The following is an 18,314-nucleotide window of genomic DNA, read 5'->3' as shown; positions in this document are numbered from 1 at the left end:
CTGTTCAGGGTTGATTTGGCGGTCTGCGCCGCATAATTGATTGTAATCTAAACAGCTAGCGTATTCAGTGAGTTTCTGGTATAATGCCGCCACGGTTGCAGGTAACCGCCGTCCGGCAGCCAACTCACATTAGCCGGGCGGGGAGGACTCCTTGAACGCCAATTGGACAAAGAACGGTTTTGTATATCTACTCATCCTGGTGGCTGTGGCGGCGCTTTTCTTCAGCCTGTTCCCTCAGACCAGCCAGGTTGAAACGCAGGAAATTTCCACGATTGCCGAATGGATCAAACAAGGCAAAGTCGCCTCGGTCGCCATTGTGGGCGACGAAGTGCGCGTGCGTGTGTGCGCCGACGGTCGCAGAGCCACAGAGACAGCCTGTAAGGCGAGTGACCAGGTCATCATTTCGCGCAAAGAACCGATCATCGGCCTGACCGAGCAATTGACCAACCTGGGTGTGACCGCCGAACAACTTCGACGGCTTGACCTGCGGGTGGATCCGCCCAGTGACGTGGGCAACTGGCTGACCTTCCTGGGCAGCCTGCTGCCGCTGGTGTTTGTCGGCGCCCTCTTCTTCTTCTTGCTGCGTCAGGCGCAGGGCGGTAACAATCAGGCGATGGCCTTTGGTAAGAGCCGGGCGCGCATGTTCACCGGCGACAAGCCAACAGTCACCTTTGCCGACGTGGCCGGTGCGGATGAGGCCAAACAAGAGCTGCAGGAAGTGGTTGAGTTTCTCAAAGAACCACAGAAATTCGTTGCCCTCGGCGCACGCATCCCCAAGGGCGTCCTGATGGTCGGCGCACCCGGCACTGGCAAGACGCTGATGGCCAAGGCAGTGGCCGGTGAAGCTGGCGTGCCCTTCTTCTCTATTTCCGGCTCCGAATTCGTGGAAATGTTCGTTGGTGTTGGCGCCAGCCGCGTGCGTGATCTGTTCGAGCAGGCCAAACGCAACAACCCATGCATCATCTTCATTGATGAGATTGATGCTGTCGGTCGCCATCGCGGCGCGGGTCTGGGTGGCAGTCATGACGAGCGCGAGCAGACGCTGAATCAGATCCTGGTGGAGATGGACGGCTTCGATACCGTGACTAATATCATCGTCGTCGCGGCCACTAATCGGCCGGACATCCTGGACCCCGCGTTGCTGCGCCCTGGTCGTTTCGACCGCCAGGTGGTTATGGACCGCCCTGACATGAGGGGGCGCAGAGCGATCCTGGAGGTACATGCCAAGGGCAAACCGCTGGCGGCCGATGTCGAAATGGAATCGCTGGCGCGGCAGACCCCGGGCTTTGTCGGCGCTGACCTGGAGAATCTGCTGAACGAAGCAGCCATCCTGACGGCGCGACGCAACAAGCGCAAAATCGGTATGCCTGAATTGCAGGAGGCCGTGGAGCGGGTGATGGCGGGGCCGGAGCGACGCAGCCGCATTATTTCGGACCGCGAGAAAGAGATCATCGCCTATCATGAGGCGGGTCATGCGCTGGTTGGGCACATGCTGCCGAACTGTGATCCCATTCATAAGATCAGCATCATCTCGCGCGGCATGGCCCTGGGCTACACGATGGCCGTGCCGGAAAACGACAGTGTTCTCAAGAGCAAGAACAAGTTCGAGGATGAACTGGCGATGACCCTGGGCGGCCGTGCGGCCGAAGCCCTGGTGTTCACCGACATCACCAACGGCGCCGCCAGTGACCTCGATCACGTGACTAAACTGGCACGCTCGATGGTGACGCAATACGGTATGAGCACCAAACTCGGCCCCATGGTGTTCGGTCGTAAGGCGGATATGATTTTCATGGGGCGTGAAGTCGCCGAGCAGCGCAACTACAGTGAGGATGTGGCCGAAGAGATTGACCACGAGGTGCGCCGTCTCGTGAATGAAGCGTACGTGCGAGCCAAAGAAATTCTGTCAACTTACCGCGAAAAGCTGGACCTGTTGGCCAAGACCTTGATCCAGAAAGAGACGTTGTCACACGAGGAGTTCGTGGCCTTGCTGTCGGACCTGCCGGAGCAGGCGCCGCCAACAGAACGAGGCCCGTCGCCCAGCAGTGTCGGTCCCATCTCGACCCCGCGCCCAACCGACGAACGCCGTGAGCAGCGCGGCACTCTGCCCGGCACGCCAGCACCCTTGCCGGCCTGAAGCTGGCAGTCAACACGCCAATCAAGCCCTTGCCGGGTATTTCCGGCAAGGGCTTTTTTTGCCCAGCCGCCGAATGAATTCGGGGCGCAAGGGCGTTCCGCCGCCAGGTCGGCCTGCGCCGACCGGAATTGCGTCCATGCAGGTTCGTCTGCAACCTTGCCCGGCAGTTCTGCGTATTACAGGCTGAGTGCATGAACGAAGACTCTGAGCACTGGACGGCGATGCCGCCCAGGTAACAAAAAACGGACACAAGGAGTATGACCATGAATCAACAACCGGTGATCATCGAAGGAACACCGCATTACGAACCGCACCGTATCTACCGCTCGCGCACCGAGCGGCAGGTGGCCGGTGTGGCTGGCGGTTTGGCCGAGTTTCTGGGGGTTGACCCCACCTTGATTCGTATTGTCTGGCTGATTTCAGTTCTCTTTGGGGGAGCCGGCGCCCTGGCCTACATCGTCATGGCCATCGTGCTGCCGGAAGAGACGGTAGAACATGCCGCCAGCAAGCCGACGGTGACGCGGCGTGGGGCTGACGTGCGCGCATGGGCCAGCCGTGACAGCAATCGTGGCCTGCTCTGGGGCGGCGTCCTGGTGGCCGCGGGCATCCTCTTCCTGCTGAGCAATTTCGATGTGATCCCCCTGCGCGGCCTGTGGCGCACCTTCTGGCAGTTGTTCTGGCCGGCCGTGCTCATCGGCGTGGGCATCGTCCTGCTGCTCGGCATCTCCGGCCGCGGCGTGGATTGGAAGGGCATCGTGCGCGGTGATCGCGCCCTGCTGCGCAGCCGCAGCAACCGCGTCATCGGCGGTGTCTGCGCCGGCCTGGCCGCGTACCTGGGTCTCGATGCCCGCCTGGTGCGTATCGTGTGGGTCATTGCGTCACTCTCCACCGTGGGTCTCGGCGTGATGCTCTACATCCTGGCCTTGATCGTCATCCCCGAAGCGCCCGCCGAGGAAGCGGTTACGCCGTCCAACAGCACCGTTATCTGACAACGCCGGCAGCCCGGCTTCTTTCAGAAGCCGGGCCGCTGACAAAAAGGCCTGGCTTCTCCCGGAAGCCAGGCTTCCGCATCAATCTGTTCGTCTCAGAGGGGAAAAAACATGGATGACCCAACACGTACAAGACCGATCATTCCCGCCATCATTCTGATCCTGGTGGGCGTCTGGTTCTTACTGCAAAACCTGAACGTGCCGGGCGTTCGCCTGGAGGCCTTTTGGCCAATCTTCCTGGTCATCGGCGGCATCGCCCTGATCATCCGCTACTTCACCAACCCCACAGCCGATCCCGATGACCTGGGCGGCGCCATCTTTATGACCCTGCTCGGCGTCTTCTTCCTGGGCTGGTACAACCTCAATTGGTTTGGGCAAGAATGGGAGGTTGCCTGGCCCATCTTCCCGTTCCTGCTCGGCGTCAGCAGCGGCACCAACTGGCTCTTGCACTGGCGGCGCTGGGGTCAGCTCCTGTGGGCGTTCATCGGCCTGGCCGTGGCGGCTGTAGGTTTCGCCTACACCACCGGCGCCATCGAAGGCGACCTGGCGCAGCAGTTAGCCCGCCTGTGGCCGATCTTCATCATCCTCGCGGGTTTGGGCTTCCTGCTACAGGGCTTGCTCAACCGCAACAACGACCGCTGATTTCTGATCTTGCCCCAAACAAACACAGGCCGCGTTTCTGCCGCGGCCTGTTTGTTTGTCTATCGCCGCCCGGTGTATAATAGACGCAACCGGGGACAAACACAGCGGAAAAGCACAGGAACAAAAGGGCATCAGGACATGAAAAAAATACTTGGATATTTTGTGGGCATCGGCTTGAGCATGGCGACCGGTTACGTGACCGGCCTCCTGCTGACGCCGGCCTCTGGCGATGATCTACAGACGCAGGTGCGCAACCGTGTCACTCAGGCGTTGGCAGAGGGCAAGCAGGCCGCCAGCGCCCGCGAGCAGGAATTATTGGCACAGTTCAACGCCGCCAAGCACACCCCGCTGGCCTGAGCGGTCTCAACGCTGGCACTGCGGGCAGAAATGCGTGGCCCGCTGCCCGATCACCACGCGCACAATCGCCGTTCCACAGCGCGCACACGGCTTGCCCGTGCGCCGAAAGACCTGGTGCCGCTCCTGGTTCTGCCCTTTGGCGCCGCCAGGACGCTGATAGTTCTGCAGACTGCTGCCATGATCGAAGATGGCCTGGGCCAACACCTGACGCGTCACGGTGTGGATGCGCGCAATCTCATTCATCTGCAAATCACCGCCGGGGCGCCGCGGGTCAATGCTGGCCGCAAACAGAATCTCATCGGCGTAGATGTTGCCGATGCCGGCCACCACGCGTTGATCGAGCAGCAGGCTTTTGATCGGCGCCTTGCGCCCGGCCAGGCGCGCGGCCAACTGCTGCGGGGTCAAATCAGGATTGAGCGGCTCCGGCCCTAGTTGGCGCAAAATCGTAGCCACATCAGCCACCACATAGACCCGTCCAAACTTACGCATGTCCCGAAAAAAGAGGCGCCGACCTGAATCCAGCGTCAACACCAGGTGCGTGTGCTTGTCAGGCGTCGCTTCGGGGCCTACCACGTGCAACTGCCCGGTCATACGCAGATGAATGACCAGCGTCTGCCCGCCGGAGAGGGGAAAAAGCAGGTACTTGCCGCGACGGTCGGTGCCCATGATCTGGCGGCCGACCAGCAGCGGCTTCACCTCGGCCGCAGAAGGCAGCGCAATCGTGCGTTCCCAGCGCACCTCGACATCCACAATGCGCCTTCCCACCAGGTCCCGGCGTAACTCACGTGCAATTGTCTCTACTTCAGGCAGTTCTGGCATGATGCCTCTCCCGCTCGCGCCCGTTTTCCATACTCGCCCGGCGCAGATTATAGGCCAGGCCGGCCAATCTGTCACGTTGACCTGGGCACGGCGGCGCGGCCGTGCCAGGGGTGCGGTCAGTGGCTCAAATTGGACGTTTACCCTCTTTTGGCGTATGCTATTCCCATCATGACCTGGCAGTTTTCATTCTATTCGATCATCTCATTCTTCACGGTCGGCCTCTTGTTCATCCTTGTGCGGGCCGTGTGGCTGCGACGCCGGATGCCGGGCGCCCCGTATCTGGTTGGCCTTCTCGTGGCCGTTTCCATCTGGTCGCTGGCCGCTGGTTTCGAGACGGCTTCCGTGCCGATTGCCAACAAGATCTTCTGGTCTGTCGTGTCCTACCTGAGCACCCACAGTGTGCCTGTTTTCTATCTGCTCTTTACGCTCGACTTTACCCAACAGTCCGAATGGATTCCGCGGCGCTACCGCCCCCTCTTGGGTATCATGCCGCTCCTCACCTTCATCGTCGCTGCCACCAACGGCTGGCACCATTGGCTGTGGACCGATTTCACCCCGGCGCCCAACAACGGCCTCATCTACGGGCATGGCCCCTGGTTTTGGCTGGCGGTAGTCCATAGCTATCTTGCGCTCATGACCGCCACCGTGGTCATGCTGCGCGGCCTGATCCGCTTCCCCGCGCTCTATCAACGTCAGGCCGCGGCCCTGATCCTGAGCGCCACGTTTCCCATCGTCAGCAATCTGTCCTACATCCTCGATCTGAACCCATTCCCCGGCTTCGATCTCACGCCGATCTCCTTCTCGCTCACCGGCATCGCCCTGGCCTGGGCGCTCACGCGCTTTCAGTTGCTCGACCTGGCGCCGGTCGCGCGCGATGCCCTGATCGAGAACCTGAGCGATGGCGTCATCGTGCTCGACGACCTGGGGCGCATTGTTGATGCCAACCCGGCCGCCAGGCAAATGTTCGACATGACCACCCTGCCGATCGGACAGCGTGTTGGCACAGCCCTTGCGCCCTGGCCCACGCTGGTCGCCACGCTCGACGATCAACAGACCCAACAGCAGGAGCTGCTCCTCGACGCGCAACCGGCGCTTGGCCTGGCTGCGCGCTTCGTTGACGTGCGCCTGATCGCCCTGACCGACAAGCGCGGGCGCCTGACCGGGCGCCTGATCACCGTGCGCGACATCACCGCACGCAGGCAGGCCGACAAGGAACTGGCCGACACCAAAGCCATGCTGGAAGCTGCCCTGGAGCAAACGCCCATCCCGCTGGTATTGGTTACTGCGCCCGATGGCATCATTCGGATTGCCAACTCGGCCACGCGCCATCACCTGGATATGGCGGATGCACCGCGCACCCCGGAGCTCTCCCTGCTGACCTTGAATCCTACCTGGCAACATTTCGACGCTGCCGGGAACCCGATCTCCGTGGCGCAGATGCCGCTCGCCCTGGCGGTGCAGGGCATCACGACCCACAATCAGGAGTACCGGGTTCGCACCAGGCACGGTAACGAACGCTGGGAACTGGTCAGCGCGGCGCCCATCTTCAACCAGGCCGGCGAATTGATCGCAGCCTTCGCCGCCTTTCCTGACATCACTACCATCAAACAGGTCCAAGCCGAACTGCGCCAGGCCAGGGATGCCGCGGAAGCAGCCAATCGGGCCAAGAGCGCCTTCCTGGCTCACATGAGTCACGAAATCCGCACGCCCCTCAACGCCGTGATTGGCATGACGAGCCTGCTGGTAGACACGGCGCTGAACGCCGAACAAATCGAGATGCTGAACGTCGTCCATGCCAGCGGTGATGCCCTCTTGAGCATCATTGACGAAATTCTCGATTTTTCCAAGATCGAATCGGGTCTTTTGGAGCTGGAAGACCGCCCCTTCCGGCTGGTCGAGTGCATCGAAGAGGCGCTCGACCTCGTTAGCGCCAAAGCGGCCGAAAAGAAGATCGAGTTGGCCTACCTGGTAGCGCCGGAAGTCCCCGGCATGCTCAGCGGTGACATGCCGCGCCTGCGCCAGATTCTGCTCAACCTCATCGGCAACGCCGTCAAATTTACCGATCACGGCGAAGTCGTCGTCACGGTTGACGGGGAACCGGTGAACGAGCGCTTCCGTTTGCACATCGCCATTCGCGACACCGGTATCGGCATCCCCATCGAGCGTAGAGAACGCCTCTTTCGTGCCTTCTCACAGATAGATGCTTCGACAACCCGCCGCTACGGTGGCACCGGCCTGGGATTGGCCATCAGCCAGCGCCTGGCCGCGTTGATGGATGGCTCGATCTGGGTGGAGAGCGAGCCGGGCGTCGGCTCCACCTTCTACGTCAATGTCCTGGTGGGCGTGACCGCTGACCAGGCGCCGTGGAACGAGCGCGATGAACGCCTGGCCGGCAAGCACGTTCTGCTCGTGGACGGTCATGCAGCCACGCGTCAATTCTTACAGACACAAGTACACCGATGGGGAATGACGTCCATGGCCGTGGACACGGGCGCGGCGGCTGTGGCCAGCCTGCAGAACGATGCGCCGCTGCCAGATGTCGCCATCCTCGGCCTGCGCATGAGCGACTACGATGGCCTACAGCTGGCGCGAACCCTACGCCATCTCGATCCGCCGTTGATCTGCCCGCTGATCATCCTGGTGCCCATGGCTGACACCTACGTGGCGCGCGCAGTGGCGGATCTGACCCGCACGACGCACCTATCGAAGCCAGTGAAATCTGCGCGCCTGCACGACATCCTGCTCGATCTGACCAGCGATCAGCGCACGATTGCCGCGCCGACGCCGCGCCTGGCGTCAAGCAGCGCGCCTGATATCTGGCCTGACACGCGCGTGCTGGTGGCCGAAGATAATGTGGTCAACCAGAAGGTGGCCCTCTTGATCCTCAAGCGCCTGGGGGTGAAGGCGGATCTGGCCGCCGATGGCTTCGAGGTACTGGACGCGGTGGCGCGCCAGCCTTACGATGTGATTCTGATGGACGTGCAGATGCCGGGCATGGATGGCCTGGAAGCCACCCGCCGCATCCGCCAACTGAACCTGCCGGCCGGCCAACCGATAATCGTGGCGATGACGGCCAGCGTGCTGCGCGAAGACAGGGATGCCTGCCTGGCCGCGGGCATGGACGCGTTCGTCGGCAAGCCGGTCACGCCCGATCAGATCATCGGCATCCTGCTCCGTCACCAGAGCAACGGTGTTGCCCCTGGGAGCGCGGGCGTCTCGCCCGCCCCGCAGATCGCGCCGCCGGCCTGATCGTGTTTTCTTCACCACCACGGCGTAGGGACGAAATGACAGGCGCCCAAAACCCAAATTTTGCCTCGTGAGACTCGCGGGGCGACCAATGAAGCGACGCCGATGTAGCGCCGCTTCACCGGCCAGGTGCTCGATTCGTGTAAATTAGTGAAATTCGTGGCAGAGAAAACTGGGCGGATTCTTGGCACGAATTGCACGAATTGACACGAAAAAACAGTTCGTGCAAATTAGTGAAATTCGTGGCAGAGAGGGCCACGGCGATCGAAGCAACAAAGAAGCCCGGTTCCTGCAAGGAACCGGGCTTCTTTCGTTCAAGAATGACTTTGGGCCTTAGCCTGTTTTCGACACAGAATTTTTTTTTAAACACCACCCAACAGCTTGTGGTCATTGGCAATCGCAACAACCTGTAGGAACAGTCTGTTCGCTCAAACGGCGGTGGGTCACCGAAAAAGCTTAGATATCGTAGTACAACACGAATTCGTACGGATGGGGCCGCATGCGCACGGGGTTCAACTCCACCTGGCGCTTGTAGTTGATGTAGGCTTCCAACAGATCCATCGTGAAGACATCGCCGCGCAGCAGGAATTCGTGATCGGCCTCCAGCGCACGCAGCACGTCATCCAGCGAACCGGGCACCTGCTTGATCAGCTTCAACTCTTCCGGCGGCAGTTCGTACAGGTCCTTGTCCATCGGCTCGCCTGGATCAATGCGGTTCTGAATGCCGTCCAGGCCCGCCATCAGCATGGCCGAGAAGGCCAGGTACGGGTTACAGGTGGCGTCTGGCGCACGGAACTCCACACGCTTGGCCTTGGGGCTGGCGGAGTAGACCGGGATGCGGCAGATGGCCGAACGATTGCGCTGTGAATAGGCCAGGTTGACCGGCGCCTCGAAGCCCGGCACCAGGCGACGGTACGAGTTAGTTGTCGGTGCGCACAGGGCCAGCAGGGCCGGCGCGTGCTTCAACAGGCCGCCGATGTAATACTTGGCCGTGTCTGACAACTGCGCATAGCCGCTGTCGCTGTAGAAGACATTGCTGCCCGCGTTCCATAGGCTCTGATGACAGTGCATCCCAGAACCATTGTCGCCAAAAAGCGGCTTGGGCATGAAGGTCGCGGTCAAGCCATTCTTGCGCGCCACATTCTTGATGATGTATTTGTAGAGCAGCAGATTGTCGGCCATGCGGGTCAGGGTAGCAAAGCGCATGCCAATCTCGGACTGACCGGCCGTGGCGACCTCATGGTGATGCACCTCGATCGGAATACCAACCTGCATCAGCGTCAGCACCATCTCGCTGCGGATATCTTGCAGCGTGTCGGTGGGCGGCACCGGGAAATAACCGCGCTTGGGCGGAATCTGCCCGCCGCGGCCGCCCAAGCCACTGTTCCACCAACCTTCCTGGCTGTCCACCTCGTAATAGGCGGAGTTGGTGTCCTGGTGATACTTCACATCATTGAAGATGAAGAATTCGGCTTCCGGCCCCCAGAAACTGGTGTCGGCGATGCCGGTCTGCTTGAGATAGGCTTCGGCCTTGCGCGCAATGTAGCGCGGATCGCGTGAATAGGGCTGGCGCGTGATCGGGTCCGCGACGTCACAAATGATCGAAAGGGTAGGCACGCCCAGCACGGGATCAATGAAGGCCGTGGTGGGGTCAGGCATCAGCAGCATGTCCGATTCGTGGATTTCCTGGAAACCGCGGATCGAAGAGCCATCGAAGCCGATCCCTTCGCTGAAGGAGTCGGCATCCAGCCTGACGGCCGGAATACTGGTGTGCTGCCAGGTGCCGGGCAGGTCAATGAACTTGAAATCAATAATCTTGACATCGGCGGCCATCTTCAAAACGTCGGCCGGTGTAGTCGGCATAATCCAAAATCCTCCCTACGTTTACCTTGTCTCGCTGCCTGAACCACGATTCCACACGGTGCGCACGCGTGTTGGGAGCCAACACCCGGGCGCACGCCCTGTTCGGCAGTATACTACCTATTTTTATCACCTGCCGTCCGTTTTTGCCAGCGCGAAAGTGTATGGAAGATGGGAGAGGCGTTTGTGCAATCTATACGAGAAAGTTATCTCGCGAAGATCTCATAATCGTGCTAAATTGTCTCTCAAAAAACGATTTTGGGGGCTTGACAAACGCGCGTTGCCATGTTATAATTTAATACGTATTACTACTACGTATTAGTCGGTCAGCCTGACGAAACGCGAGGGTAAATAGGATGACGGCCCAAAGAAAACGAGCTCCGACGATGAGAGATGTCGCCCGCGTCGCGGGTGTATCGCAGACAACTGTTTCCTTTGTGTTCAACAAGCGGTCGGGCATCATGATCAGCGATGAGACCAAAGGCCGCGTACTCGAAGCCGTTGAGCAGTTGGGGTACCGTCCCAATGTTGCGGCGCAGATTCTGCGCACCAGCAAGACCCACCTCATCGGTCTGATCAGCGATGTGATCGCCACCACGCCGCACGCTGGGCAGATCATCGAAGGCGCGCAAAATGCAGCGTGGGCCAACGGCAAGCTGCTGATGCTGACGAATACCGGTGGCAATGAGGATGTGGAAAAGGCCGCCATCGAAATGCTCCTGGAGCGACAGGTTGAGGGCATCATCTATGCCACCATGTACCACCGTCCAGCTGATCCGCCTGATACCGTGCGCAGCGTTCCCACCGTTCTGCTCGACTGTTTCGTTCAGGATAGATCGCTGCCCTCGGTAGTGCCGGATGACATACAAGGAGGCCGCAGGGCCACCGAGCATCTGCTGAGCAAAGGACACAGCCGCATTGGATTCATCAATAACGTCCACGTGATCCCTGCCACGCTGGGGCGCCTGGAGGGCTACCAACAAGCTCTGGCCGGCCGCGGAATCGTGTACGATGACAGCCTGGTGCTGTCTGATCTGAGCGATCAGGGGGGCGGCTACCCCGGGGGTGTATGAAGCTGATGCAACGCCTTGATCGTCCCAGTGCGATCTTCTGCTTTAACGACCGGATGGCGATGGGGGCCTACGATGCGCTGCGCAAGCTAGGCCTCGCGATTCCCGAAGATATCGCGGTGATGGGCTTCGACAACGAACAGCTCATCGCCGCCCACTTGTACCCGCCCCTCTCCACAATGCAGTTGCCCCACTACGAGATGGGGGAGTGGGCCGTCAATTACCTTATCGAACACGACGCCAACCTGGCGGCCGGCGGGCCGATCCAGCACAAGATCGAATGCCCGCTCGTCAAGCGGGAATCGGCTTGAGACGCCATTAGGACACGGATCGCTTCAGTCCCGAATGATCGCCACGGTAGGGCGGTCCTCCGAGAAAAGAACACCCGTCAAAAACGTCGCGCTTCCCTGTACGTTCTCTGAGCACTGTAGACGTACAGGGAAAAAAATCGTATTACTAATACGTATTAGTAATACGAATCATCTTCGCGGATAGGCCCAAAGATTGTCGAAAACCTGATGGCAGGAACCAGGGAGGACCTTCTATGTTTCGAATGACGCGGAGTGGCATGCAACTGGAAGCGGACGCCCCCTCTTGGTCCCTGGCACGCGAGGTCATATACCAGCGAGCCAGCGAGTTGGGCGTGGCGCTGATCTCCCATGAAGCAGACCTGGTGTCCCTCGCGCCCGAAGAACGGCTAGGAATCCTTGAGATGAAGGTCCTCCCTGCGCTTGTGGCCCCAAACGCTCTTCTGGCCGACGCGTTCCGGGCGATGTCAGAGAGCTTGCCGCCGCGCGTTGGGATGGAGTGGCGGCTGGAACTGCCCGAAGCGCTGCCTGCTATCCGCGTTGACCCGCTGTGTTTGCATCAGATCCTCTACAACCTGCTCAGCAACGCCTACAGGTTCGCGAAGCAAGGTCACATCACGCTAGGCGCCTTGCCCACGACCACCCATCTTCACTTCTGGGTTGCCGACACCGGGCAGGGTATGCCGTTAGAGCAGCAGTACATCTTTCACGCCCTTCTGACGGCGGAGCGGCCATCACACCCTGTCGCAGGCCTGGGGTTTGGGCTACACGTGACCTACCAGCTGGTCAGACTGCATGACGGCAAGATGACTTTTTCGAGCCTCCCCGGCGCAGGGGTCACCTTCCACATCTATCTGCCGCTGCCCCAGCCGAAACGCCGCATGGACCGTCCGGTGGAGGCGTCGCCGAGCACACTACCCGTCGAGATGGACCTGCCACTGCAGGTCCATGAGTTGACCCGCCGGACCATCACCTATCTCCGGCAGAATTATGCCGCCGAGCAGTTGTCGCGCCGCCAGATCGCGTCGCACGTCGCAGTTTGCGAACGGCACCTCACGCACGTTTTCCGACGCGACCTGGGCATCACACCGTGGGAATACCTGACTCGCTCCCGCATCGAGCAAGCCAAAACATTACTGCGCGTCACGAATCTCACTGCCACTGAGATCGCCGGTCGGGTTGGCTACAACGACGGCGCCTATTTTAGTCGGGTCTTCCATCGGGAAACCGGCCGCAGCCCGTGCGCCTTCCGCCGCCAGGTCCGTTGCCAGCAAGACTCGAACGACCTGTCCGATCTTGCTCCCAATTCTGCAGGATTCACTTCCTTTTGTGCATGACTGCCGCGCTCGCGCTTTGTATAATTCAATTATAGTAACCCAAGGCCCTGCCGCTTAACCATAAGGACCTCCAAATGGCAAAACAAACAAAACCCAATCCGACGCTGATTGATGTGGCCAATCTGGCTGGTGTCTCACGGACGACTGTTTCTCTGGTGATTAACGATAATTCTCATATCCCAGATGAAGCCAAGAAACGAGTCATGGCGGCGATGTCCGAGCTTGGCTATAGCCCAAACCTGGCAGCCAAGATAATCCGCGCTCAACGATCCGGCAACTTCGGATTTGTGTCCGATGAAATTGTCACCACGCCGTATGCAGGAAAAATCTTTGAGGGCGCTCAAGATGCTGCCTGGACACTGGGCAAGGTTCTGCTTCTAGCCAATACCAAGAATGACCCCCAGTTGCAGGCAGCCGCGTTCGATATGATGCTGGAGCGCCAGGTCGACGGCATCATCTACGCGACTTTTTATCATCGCCCCGTGACCCCGCCCGATCTGCTGTGGGAGATCCCGTCGGTATTGCTCGACTGCTTTGTAGCCGACCGCTCGCTGCCTTCGGTTGTCCCGGATGAGGTCGGCGGGGGCTACAATGCCACCAAGATTCTGCTGGAAAAGGGGCACAAGCGGGTGGGCTTTCTCAACAATATTGACCCCATCCCCGCGACCGCCGCCCGCCTGCAAGGCTATTTGGCTGCTTTGGCGGCGCACGGCATCGCTTTCGACCCGGCGCTGGTGGTCTCTGATAACTCGGATCCTGATGGCGGCCAGCGCGCCGCGCAGACAGTCATGCAGGTGCCGAACCCGCCGACCGCGCTGTTTTGTTTCAATGACCGCATGGCGATGGGCGCGTACTATGCCTTGCGCAAGCTCAATCTCACCGTGCCTGACGATGTCGCGGTGATAGGGTTCGACAACCAGGAGATCATTGCCGCCCATCTTAACCCTGGCCTTTCCACCATGGAATTACCCCATTATGCGATGGGCCAATGGGCTATCAACTACCTGCTGGAACACCTGGACCCGGAAGACGACATGCAGCCAATTCAACATTCCATCGAATGTCCGTATATTGAGCGGTTCTCGGTCTAACCCGCCGCTGCCATTCCGACACGTGCAGGCAAATAAGGAGGTGATTGCATCGTTCAGGAATACGTCTCAGACAGCCAGGCACCGTCATGTGCGATTACGCAGCATCACCAAGATCGAATTTGGAGGAAAGAATGAGAAAGCTACTTCACTTTGCGCAGATCATCATATTGATCACCATCATCCTGGCTGTTGCTGGGTGCAGCTCGCCTACCCCGACGCCGCCACCAGCCGCGACTCAACCCGCGGCCGCGACCCAGCCGCCGGTTGCTGCCCCTGCCGAAGCCAAATCAGCCCGCGGGTTCATCGAACCGCCCTTCCTGGCCGATCGTGTCGCTTCTGGCAAGCTCCCACCCATCGACCAGCGCCTGCCAGATGACGTTTTCGTCGTTGGCCCCGGCGTCCTGTTGCAAGAAGAGTACGGCGCCTGGGAAAACGGCCAATACGGCGGCGACATCAATATCGCTGCGTCCTGGGGCTCGGGATTCCTGAATATCGGTCAAGGTTCGACCATCTTGCGCTCCCCCAGCCAGACAACTAAGGCCTCCTTGCCCAATGTTATCGGCTCGCTGAAGATTTCAGATGATTACACCACCTATACCTTCGGCATGCGCAAGGGCTTGCGCTGGTCGGACGGCGAGCCGCTGACCACCGAGGACATCCGCTTCGCCTTCGAGGATATCTATGCCGACCCGGATGTGCTGCGCGGCTTCCCCTCTGAACTGAATGCCCAGGGCAGCGCCGCCAACGGGGCCGCTGAGATGAAGATCATCGACGAGTACAACTTTGAGTTGAAGTTCAGCAAGCCCTATGGCGCGTTCGTCGCCGCCCTCAACTCCTGGATCCCGAACTACGACTTCATGTTCAAGCCGGCGCACTACTTGAAGAAGTTCCATGCAAAATATGCTGATCCGGCCGAACTTGAGAAACTGCTCAAGGAAGCGAATGAAACCAGTTGGGTCAACTTGCTCAACACCAAGGACGTCGCGCATTGGGATTGCGGTGAGATTCGCGCCTTGGGCCAGCCCACGTTGAACGCCTGGGTGCTCACCGAAGCAACCCAAGATCGCCGTGTCTTCGAGCGCAACCCCTACTTCTGGCATGTTGACTCCAACGGCCGCCAGCTGCCCTATGTCGACCGCGTGGTCAACAACCTCGCCATTGACAGCGCGGCCACACTCAACGCCGTCATGGCCGGCAAGGTCACGCTCGCGGGCGGCAACAACGTCTCGCTCAGCGACATGCCGGTTCTGGTGCAGACGGCAGCTCAGTTCAACCGCAAGATCTTCACCACCGGTTCCTTCAACTATCCGACCATGCTCTTCCTCAACCTGGACTATGAGTATGACAAGGAAGGCAGCGTCTGGCAGAAGCTGATCACGGATCCCGAACGTCGCTTCGGGCAGGCGATCGCCGCCGCGATGGATCCGAATGAGGTTAACAAGACCATCTTCTTTGGCAAGTTCGGCCAGCCCTTCATGAATGCCACGGGGCCTGACCTGGAGAAGGCCAATAGCCTGCTGGACGCGCTGGGCCTTGACAAGCGCGGCAGCGATGGCCTCCGCCTGGGGCCGGATGGGCAGCCCTTCATCTTCCGCATCACCTTCAATACGGAAGCGCCCGAAACCGCGCCGATTGCCGAACTGCTCAAGGAGCAGATTCAGAAATCCGGCCTGCATGTCGAGCTCGAAGTGGTCGATGGCACGCTGTGGGATCAGCGCCGGAGCGCCAACGAGATTATGGCCTCCTTGAAATGGAACGACGGCGAGGCCTGGGCTACGGGTATCTCCGAAGATTACCTGCCTAACCATAAAGGCCCCTGGTCCCCGATGACCTGGTTGTACTACAGCACCGGCGGCAAACAGGGTCGCCAGCCGCCAGCGTACGTCAAGGAGTTCTACGATCTGCACACAGCGCGCAAGGCGTACCCACCCGAGTCAGACAAGGGTATGGAAATCTACAACAAGCTGTACAAGTGGATGTCGGACAACTACGTGATGATCCCAGTGGTCGGGCACCAGGTCAAGCCTAATTCGGTGGATGCCCGGTTGCGAAATCTCCCGAATGATGGTTCTCCCTTTGACCTCGACGTTTACATCAACGCCGAAGGGTACTGGTTTGCTGCGAAATAGATGAAGTCGTCAGCCTTCAGGCCCAGCCCGCGGCGTGGGCCAGGCCTGAAGGCTGCGCAATCCACAGCGATCCTCGCCCACGCGCTCGCCAACGAGCCGAAAGGAGCGGCCATGCTTAAGTTCTTAGTGCGTCGTTTGGGAGCCCTCATCCCATTGCTGATTCTTGTCTCGATCGTTTCGTTCGTCATCATTCAGTTGCCGCCTGGCGACTATGTTGACAGCTACATACGAAATCTTGAGCTGCAGGGCGGGTCATTGAATGACGCTCAGAAACTTGCGCTTCAACGGCAGTATGGGTTGGATAAGCCCTTGATCGTGCAGTACGGCGTGTGGATCTCCAAGATCGTCCTGCACGGCGATTTCGGCAATTCATTCCGGTACCAGCGACCGGTCGCCGACCTGTTGGGGGAGCGCGTGCCGCGCACCATCGCATTGTCTTTGGCGTCCATTGCGCTAACCTGGGTCATCGCGATTCCCATCGGCATTCTCTCTGCATTGAAGAAGTACTCCGTGTGGGACTATTTCTTCACCTTTCTGAGCTTCTTAGGACTTTCGATCCCGGCGTTCCTGCTGGCGCTGGTGCTCATGTATGTCGTCTTCTCCCGGACAGGATATCTGGTGACCGGGCTGTTCTCAGATGAGTTCCGCAACGCGGCCTGGTCCATGGCCAAGTTCGTAGATATGCTGAAGAACATCTGGCTGCCGCTGGTTGTTTTGGCCGTGACCGGCGCGGCGGGGCTCATCCGCATCCTGCGCGCTACGCTGCTGGATGAATTGAAGAAGCAGTATGTCACGACCGCGCGGGCTAAGGGCCTGCCTGAATGGCGGGTGATTTTATTGTATCCCATTCGCATCGCCATCAATCCGATCATCAGCACTATCGGCTGGATGCTGCCTGGCGTCGTGGGCGGCGAGTTGGTCGTATCCAAAGTGTTGAACATACCGACGGTTGGCCCCATGATCCTGGATGCCACTTTGGGGCAGGATATGTACCTGGCCGGCGCGTTCGTGTTGATCCTGTGCACACTGACCATTATCGGCACGTTGATATCCGATATTCTTCTGGCGTGGGCCGATCCACGCATTCGCTTCGAATAAGCAGCCCGGCGAAAGGGTGCAAATATGCAAACAACTATCACGAACAGCGCATCAGGTGCGTCAGAACACTATGTGAATCGCCGGTCCGGCGAGCTGCTGCGGCGTTACCGCGGGACCCGCGCACGACGCCAGAAGGTCGCCGAGCAGATGCTGGAAGCGTCGCAGTATGGGCTGATGCTGGCCAAGTTCAAAAAGCACCGCCTGGCCCTGATTAGTTTCTGGGTGCTGGCTAGCATCTATCTGATGGCCATCTTGGCGAACTTTGTGGCGCCCTACAGCCCGGTCACGCGCTTCGGCGACCTGGTCTACGCCAGTCCGACCAAGATTCACATCCGCGACGCGGAAGGGGCTTTCCACCTGCCGTTCGTGTACGGCCGGACCAGCCAACTGGATGAGGCGACGTATACCTATACGTTTGCAGACGACACCAGCACGCGTTACCCCGTGCGTCTCTTTACCAAAGGTGAGCCGTACAAGCTGTGGGGGGTAATTTCCTCTGACGTGCATCTGATCGGAGTTGGTTCTGAGCAGCCCTTGATGTTGATGGGCAGCGACCAGCTTGGGCGCGACCTGTTTTCGCGAATCGTGCATGCCGCGCGGGTGTCGCTCTTTATCGGTTTCGGCGGCGTGCTTGTCAGCTTTTTCCTGGGCATCCTGCTTGGCGGTATCTCCGGGTTCTTCGGCGGCACGATCGATCTCATCATCCAGCGGGTGATCGAGTTCTTCATGAGCATTCCGCAGATCCCCCTGTGGATGGGCCTTTCAGCCGCCATCCCGGAGAATTGGACCGGCATCCAAACCTTCCTCGCCATTACCATCATCCTGTCGCTGGTCGGCTGGACGGGGTTGGCGCGCGTGGTGCGCGGGAAGATCATTTCGCTGCGGGAAGAAGACTATGTCACCGCGGCCAAGATCTCGTCGGCCGGCAACCTGGCGATCATCTTCAGACACCTGCTGCCCGGCTTCATGAGCTATCTCATCGTTCACATCACCATCGCCATCCCGGGCATGATCCTGGGCGAGACCACCCTGAGCTTTCTGGGCTTGGGCATCAACCCGCCCGACGTGAGCTGGGGCTCGCTGCTCCAGCAAGCCCAGGATGTGACCGTGATCGCCTTCTACCCGTGGCTGCTATATCCCTGCGCTGCGATCATCTTGGCCGTAGTCCTGTTCAACTTCATTGGCGACGGCCTGCGCGACGCAGCGGACCCCTACACACGCTGAAGGAGGG

At 59.7% G+C, this 18,314-nt stretch carries 14 protein-coding genes; 12 read left to right on the top strand and 2 right to left on the bottom strand.

Annotated elements, in window-relative coordinates; translation table 11 throughout:
• The first annotated feature begins 151 nt into the window (after positions 1–151).
• The 4 genes from ftsH (at position 152) to IPF85_RS06195 (ending at position 4,125) form a co-directional block, all read left to right on the top strand.
• The gene (ftsH, locus tag IPF85_RS06210; RefSeq protein WP_343407202.1) at positions 152–2,137 is read left to right on the top strand and encodes an ATP-dependent zinc metalloprotease FtsH; all 1,986 of its coding nucleotides are present in this window, start codon (positions 152–154) and stop codon (positions 2,135–2,137) included.
• A 263-nt stretch (positions 2,138–2,400) separates the two neighbouring features.
• A complete protein-coding gene (locus tag IPF85_RS06205; protein WP_343407201.1) occupies positions 2,401–3,126 on the top strand; it encodes a PspC domain-containing protein in 726 nt (241 codons plus the stop codon).
• 111 nt (positions 3,127–3,237) lie between these two features.
• Positions 3,238–3,768, top strand: a complete 531-nt coding sequence (locus IPF85_RS06200) for a DUF5668 domain-containing protein (RefSeq protein WP_343407200.1) — start codon at positions 3,238–3,240, stop codon at positions 3,766–3,768.
• Positions 3,769–3,906: 138 nt separating this feature from the next.
• Entirely contained in the window at positions 3,907–4,125 is a 219-nt protein-coding gene (locus IPF85_RS06195) for a hypothetical protein (protein ID WP_343407199.1), read from the top strand.
• 6 nt (positions 4,126–4,131) lie between these two features.
• Here IPF85_RS06195 and mutM read toward each other — a convergent pair whose 3' ends face one another.
• Positions 4,132–4,944: a bifunctional DNA-formamidopyrimidine glycosylase/DNA-(apurinic or apyrimidinic site) lyase gene (gene mutM, locus IPF85_RS06190; protein ID WP_343407198.1), complete on the bottom strand. Its 813-nt coding sequence runs from the start codon at positions 4,942–4,944 to the stop codon at positions 4,132–4,134.
• Positions 4,945–5,112: 168 nt separating this feature from the next.
• Between mutM and IPF85_RS06185 the strand changes: the two genes are divergently transcribed.
• On the top strand, positions 5,113–8,193 hold the full coding sequence (locus tag IPF85_RS06185) for a histidine kinase N-terminal 7TM domain-containing protein (protein WP_343407197.1): 3,081 nt from the start codon (positions 5,113–5,115) through the stop codon (positions 8,191–8,193).
• Positions 8,194–8,646: 453 nt separating this feature from the next.
• Here IPF85_RS06185 and glnA read toward each other — a convergent pair whose 3' ends face one another.
• A complete protein-coding gene (gene glnA, locus IPF85_RS06180; protein WP_343407196.1) occupies positions 8,647–10,053 on the bottom strand; it encodes a type I glutamate--ammonia ligase in 1,407 nt (468 codons plus the stop codon).
• Positions 10,054–10,436: 383 nt separating this feature from the next.
• Here glnA and IPF85_RS06175 point away from each other — a divergent pair, with 383 nt between their 5' ends.
• From IPF85_RS06175 to IPF85_RS06145, 7 genes are all read left to right on the top strand, one after another.
• Entirely contained in the window at positions 10,437–11,123 is a 687-nt protein-coding gene (locus IPF85_RS06175) for a LacI family DNA-binding transcriptional regulator (protein ID WP_343407195.1), read from the top strand.
• On the top strand, positions 11,120–11,431 hold the full coding sequence (locus tag IPF85_RS06170; RefSeq protein ID WP_343407194.1) for a substrate-binding domain-containing protein: 312 nt from the start codon (positions 11,120–11,122) through the stop codon (positions 11,429–11,431). Before IPF85_RS06175 ends, IPF85_RS06170 begins: the two co-directional genes overlap by 4 nt.
• A gap of 257 nt (positions 11,432–11,688) precedes the next feature.
• Entirely contained in the window at positions 11,689–12,765 is a 1,077-nt protein-coding gene (locus tag IPF85_RS06165) for a helix-turn-helix domain-containing protein (RefSeq protein WP_343407193.1), read from the top strand.
• Between the two features lie 74 nt (positions 12,766–12,839).
• Entirely contained in the window at positions 12,840–13,856 is a 1,017-nt protein-coding gene (locus tag IPF85_RS06160) for a LacI family DNA-binding transcriptional regulator (protein ID WP_343407192.1), read from the top strand.
• 167 nt (positions 13,857–14,023) lie between these two features.
• Entirely contained in the window at positions 14,024–15,985 is a 1,962-nt protein-coding gene (locus IPF85_RS06155) for an ABC transporter substrate-binding protein (protein WP_343407191.1), read from the top strand.
• Complete coding sequence (locus IPF85_RS06150) at positions 15,986–17,083, top strand: ABC transporter permease (protein ID WP_343407190.1); 1,098 nt, start codon at positions 15,986–15,988, stop codon at positions 17,081–17,083. It begins immediately after the preceding gene.
• A 147-nt stretch (positions 17,084–17,230) separates the two neighbouring features.
• Entirely contained in the window at positions 17,231–18,307 is a 1,077-nt protein-coding gene (locus tag IPF85_RS06145) for an ABC transporter permease (protein ID WP_343407220.1), read from the top strand.
• Positions 18,308–18,314: the final 7 nt, after the last annotated feature.

It is taken from the genome of Candidatus Amarolinea dominans (assembly GCF_016704685.1).
GTDB classification, from domain to species: Bacteria; Chloroflexota; Anaerolineae; order SSC4; family Amarolineaceae; genus Amarolinea; species Amarolinea dominans.
The sequence above is the reverse complement of the archived record's forward strand: the minus strand, read 5'-3'. Positions and strand labels throughout refer to the sequence as shown.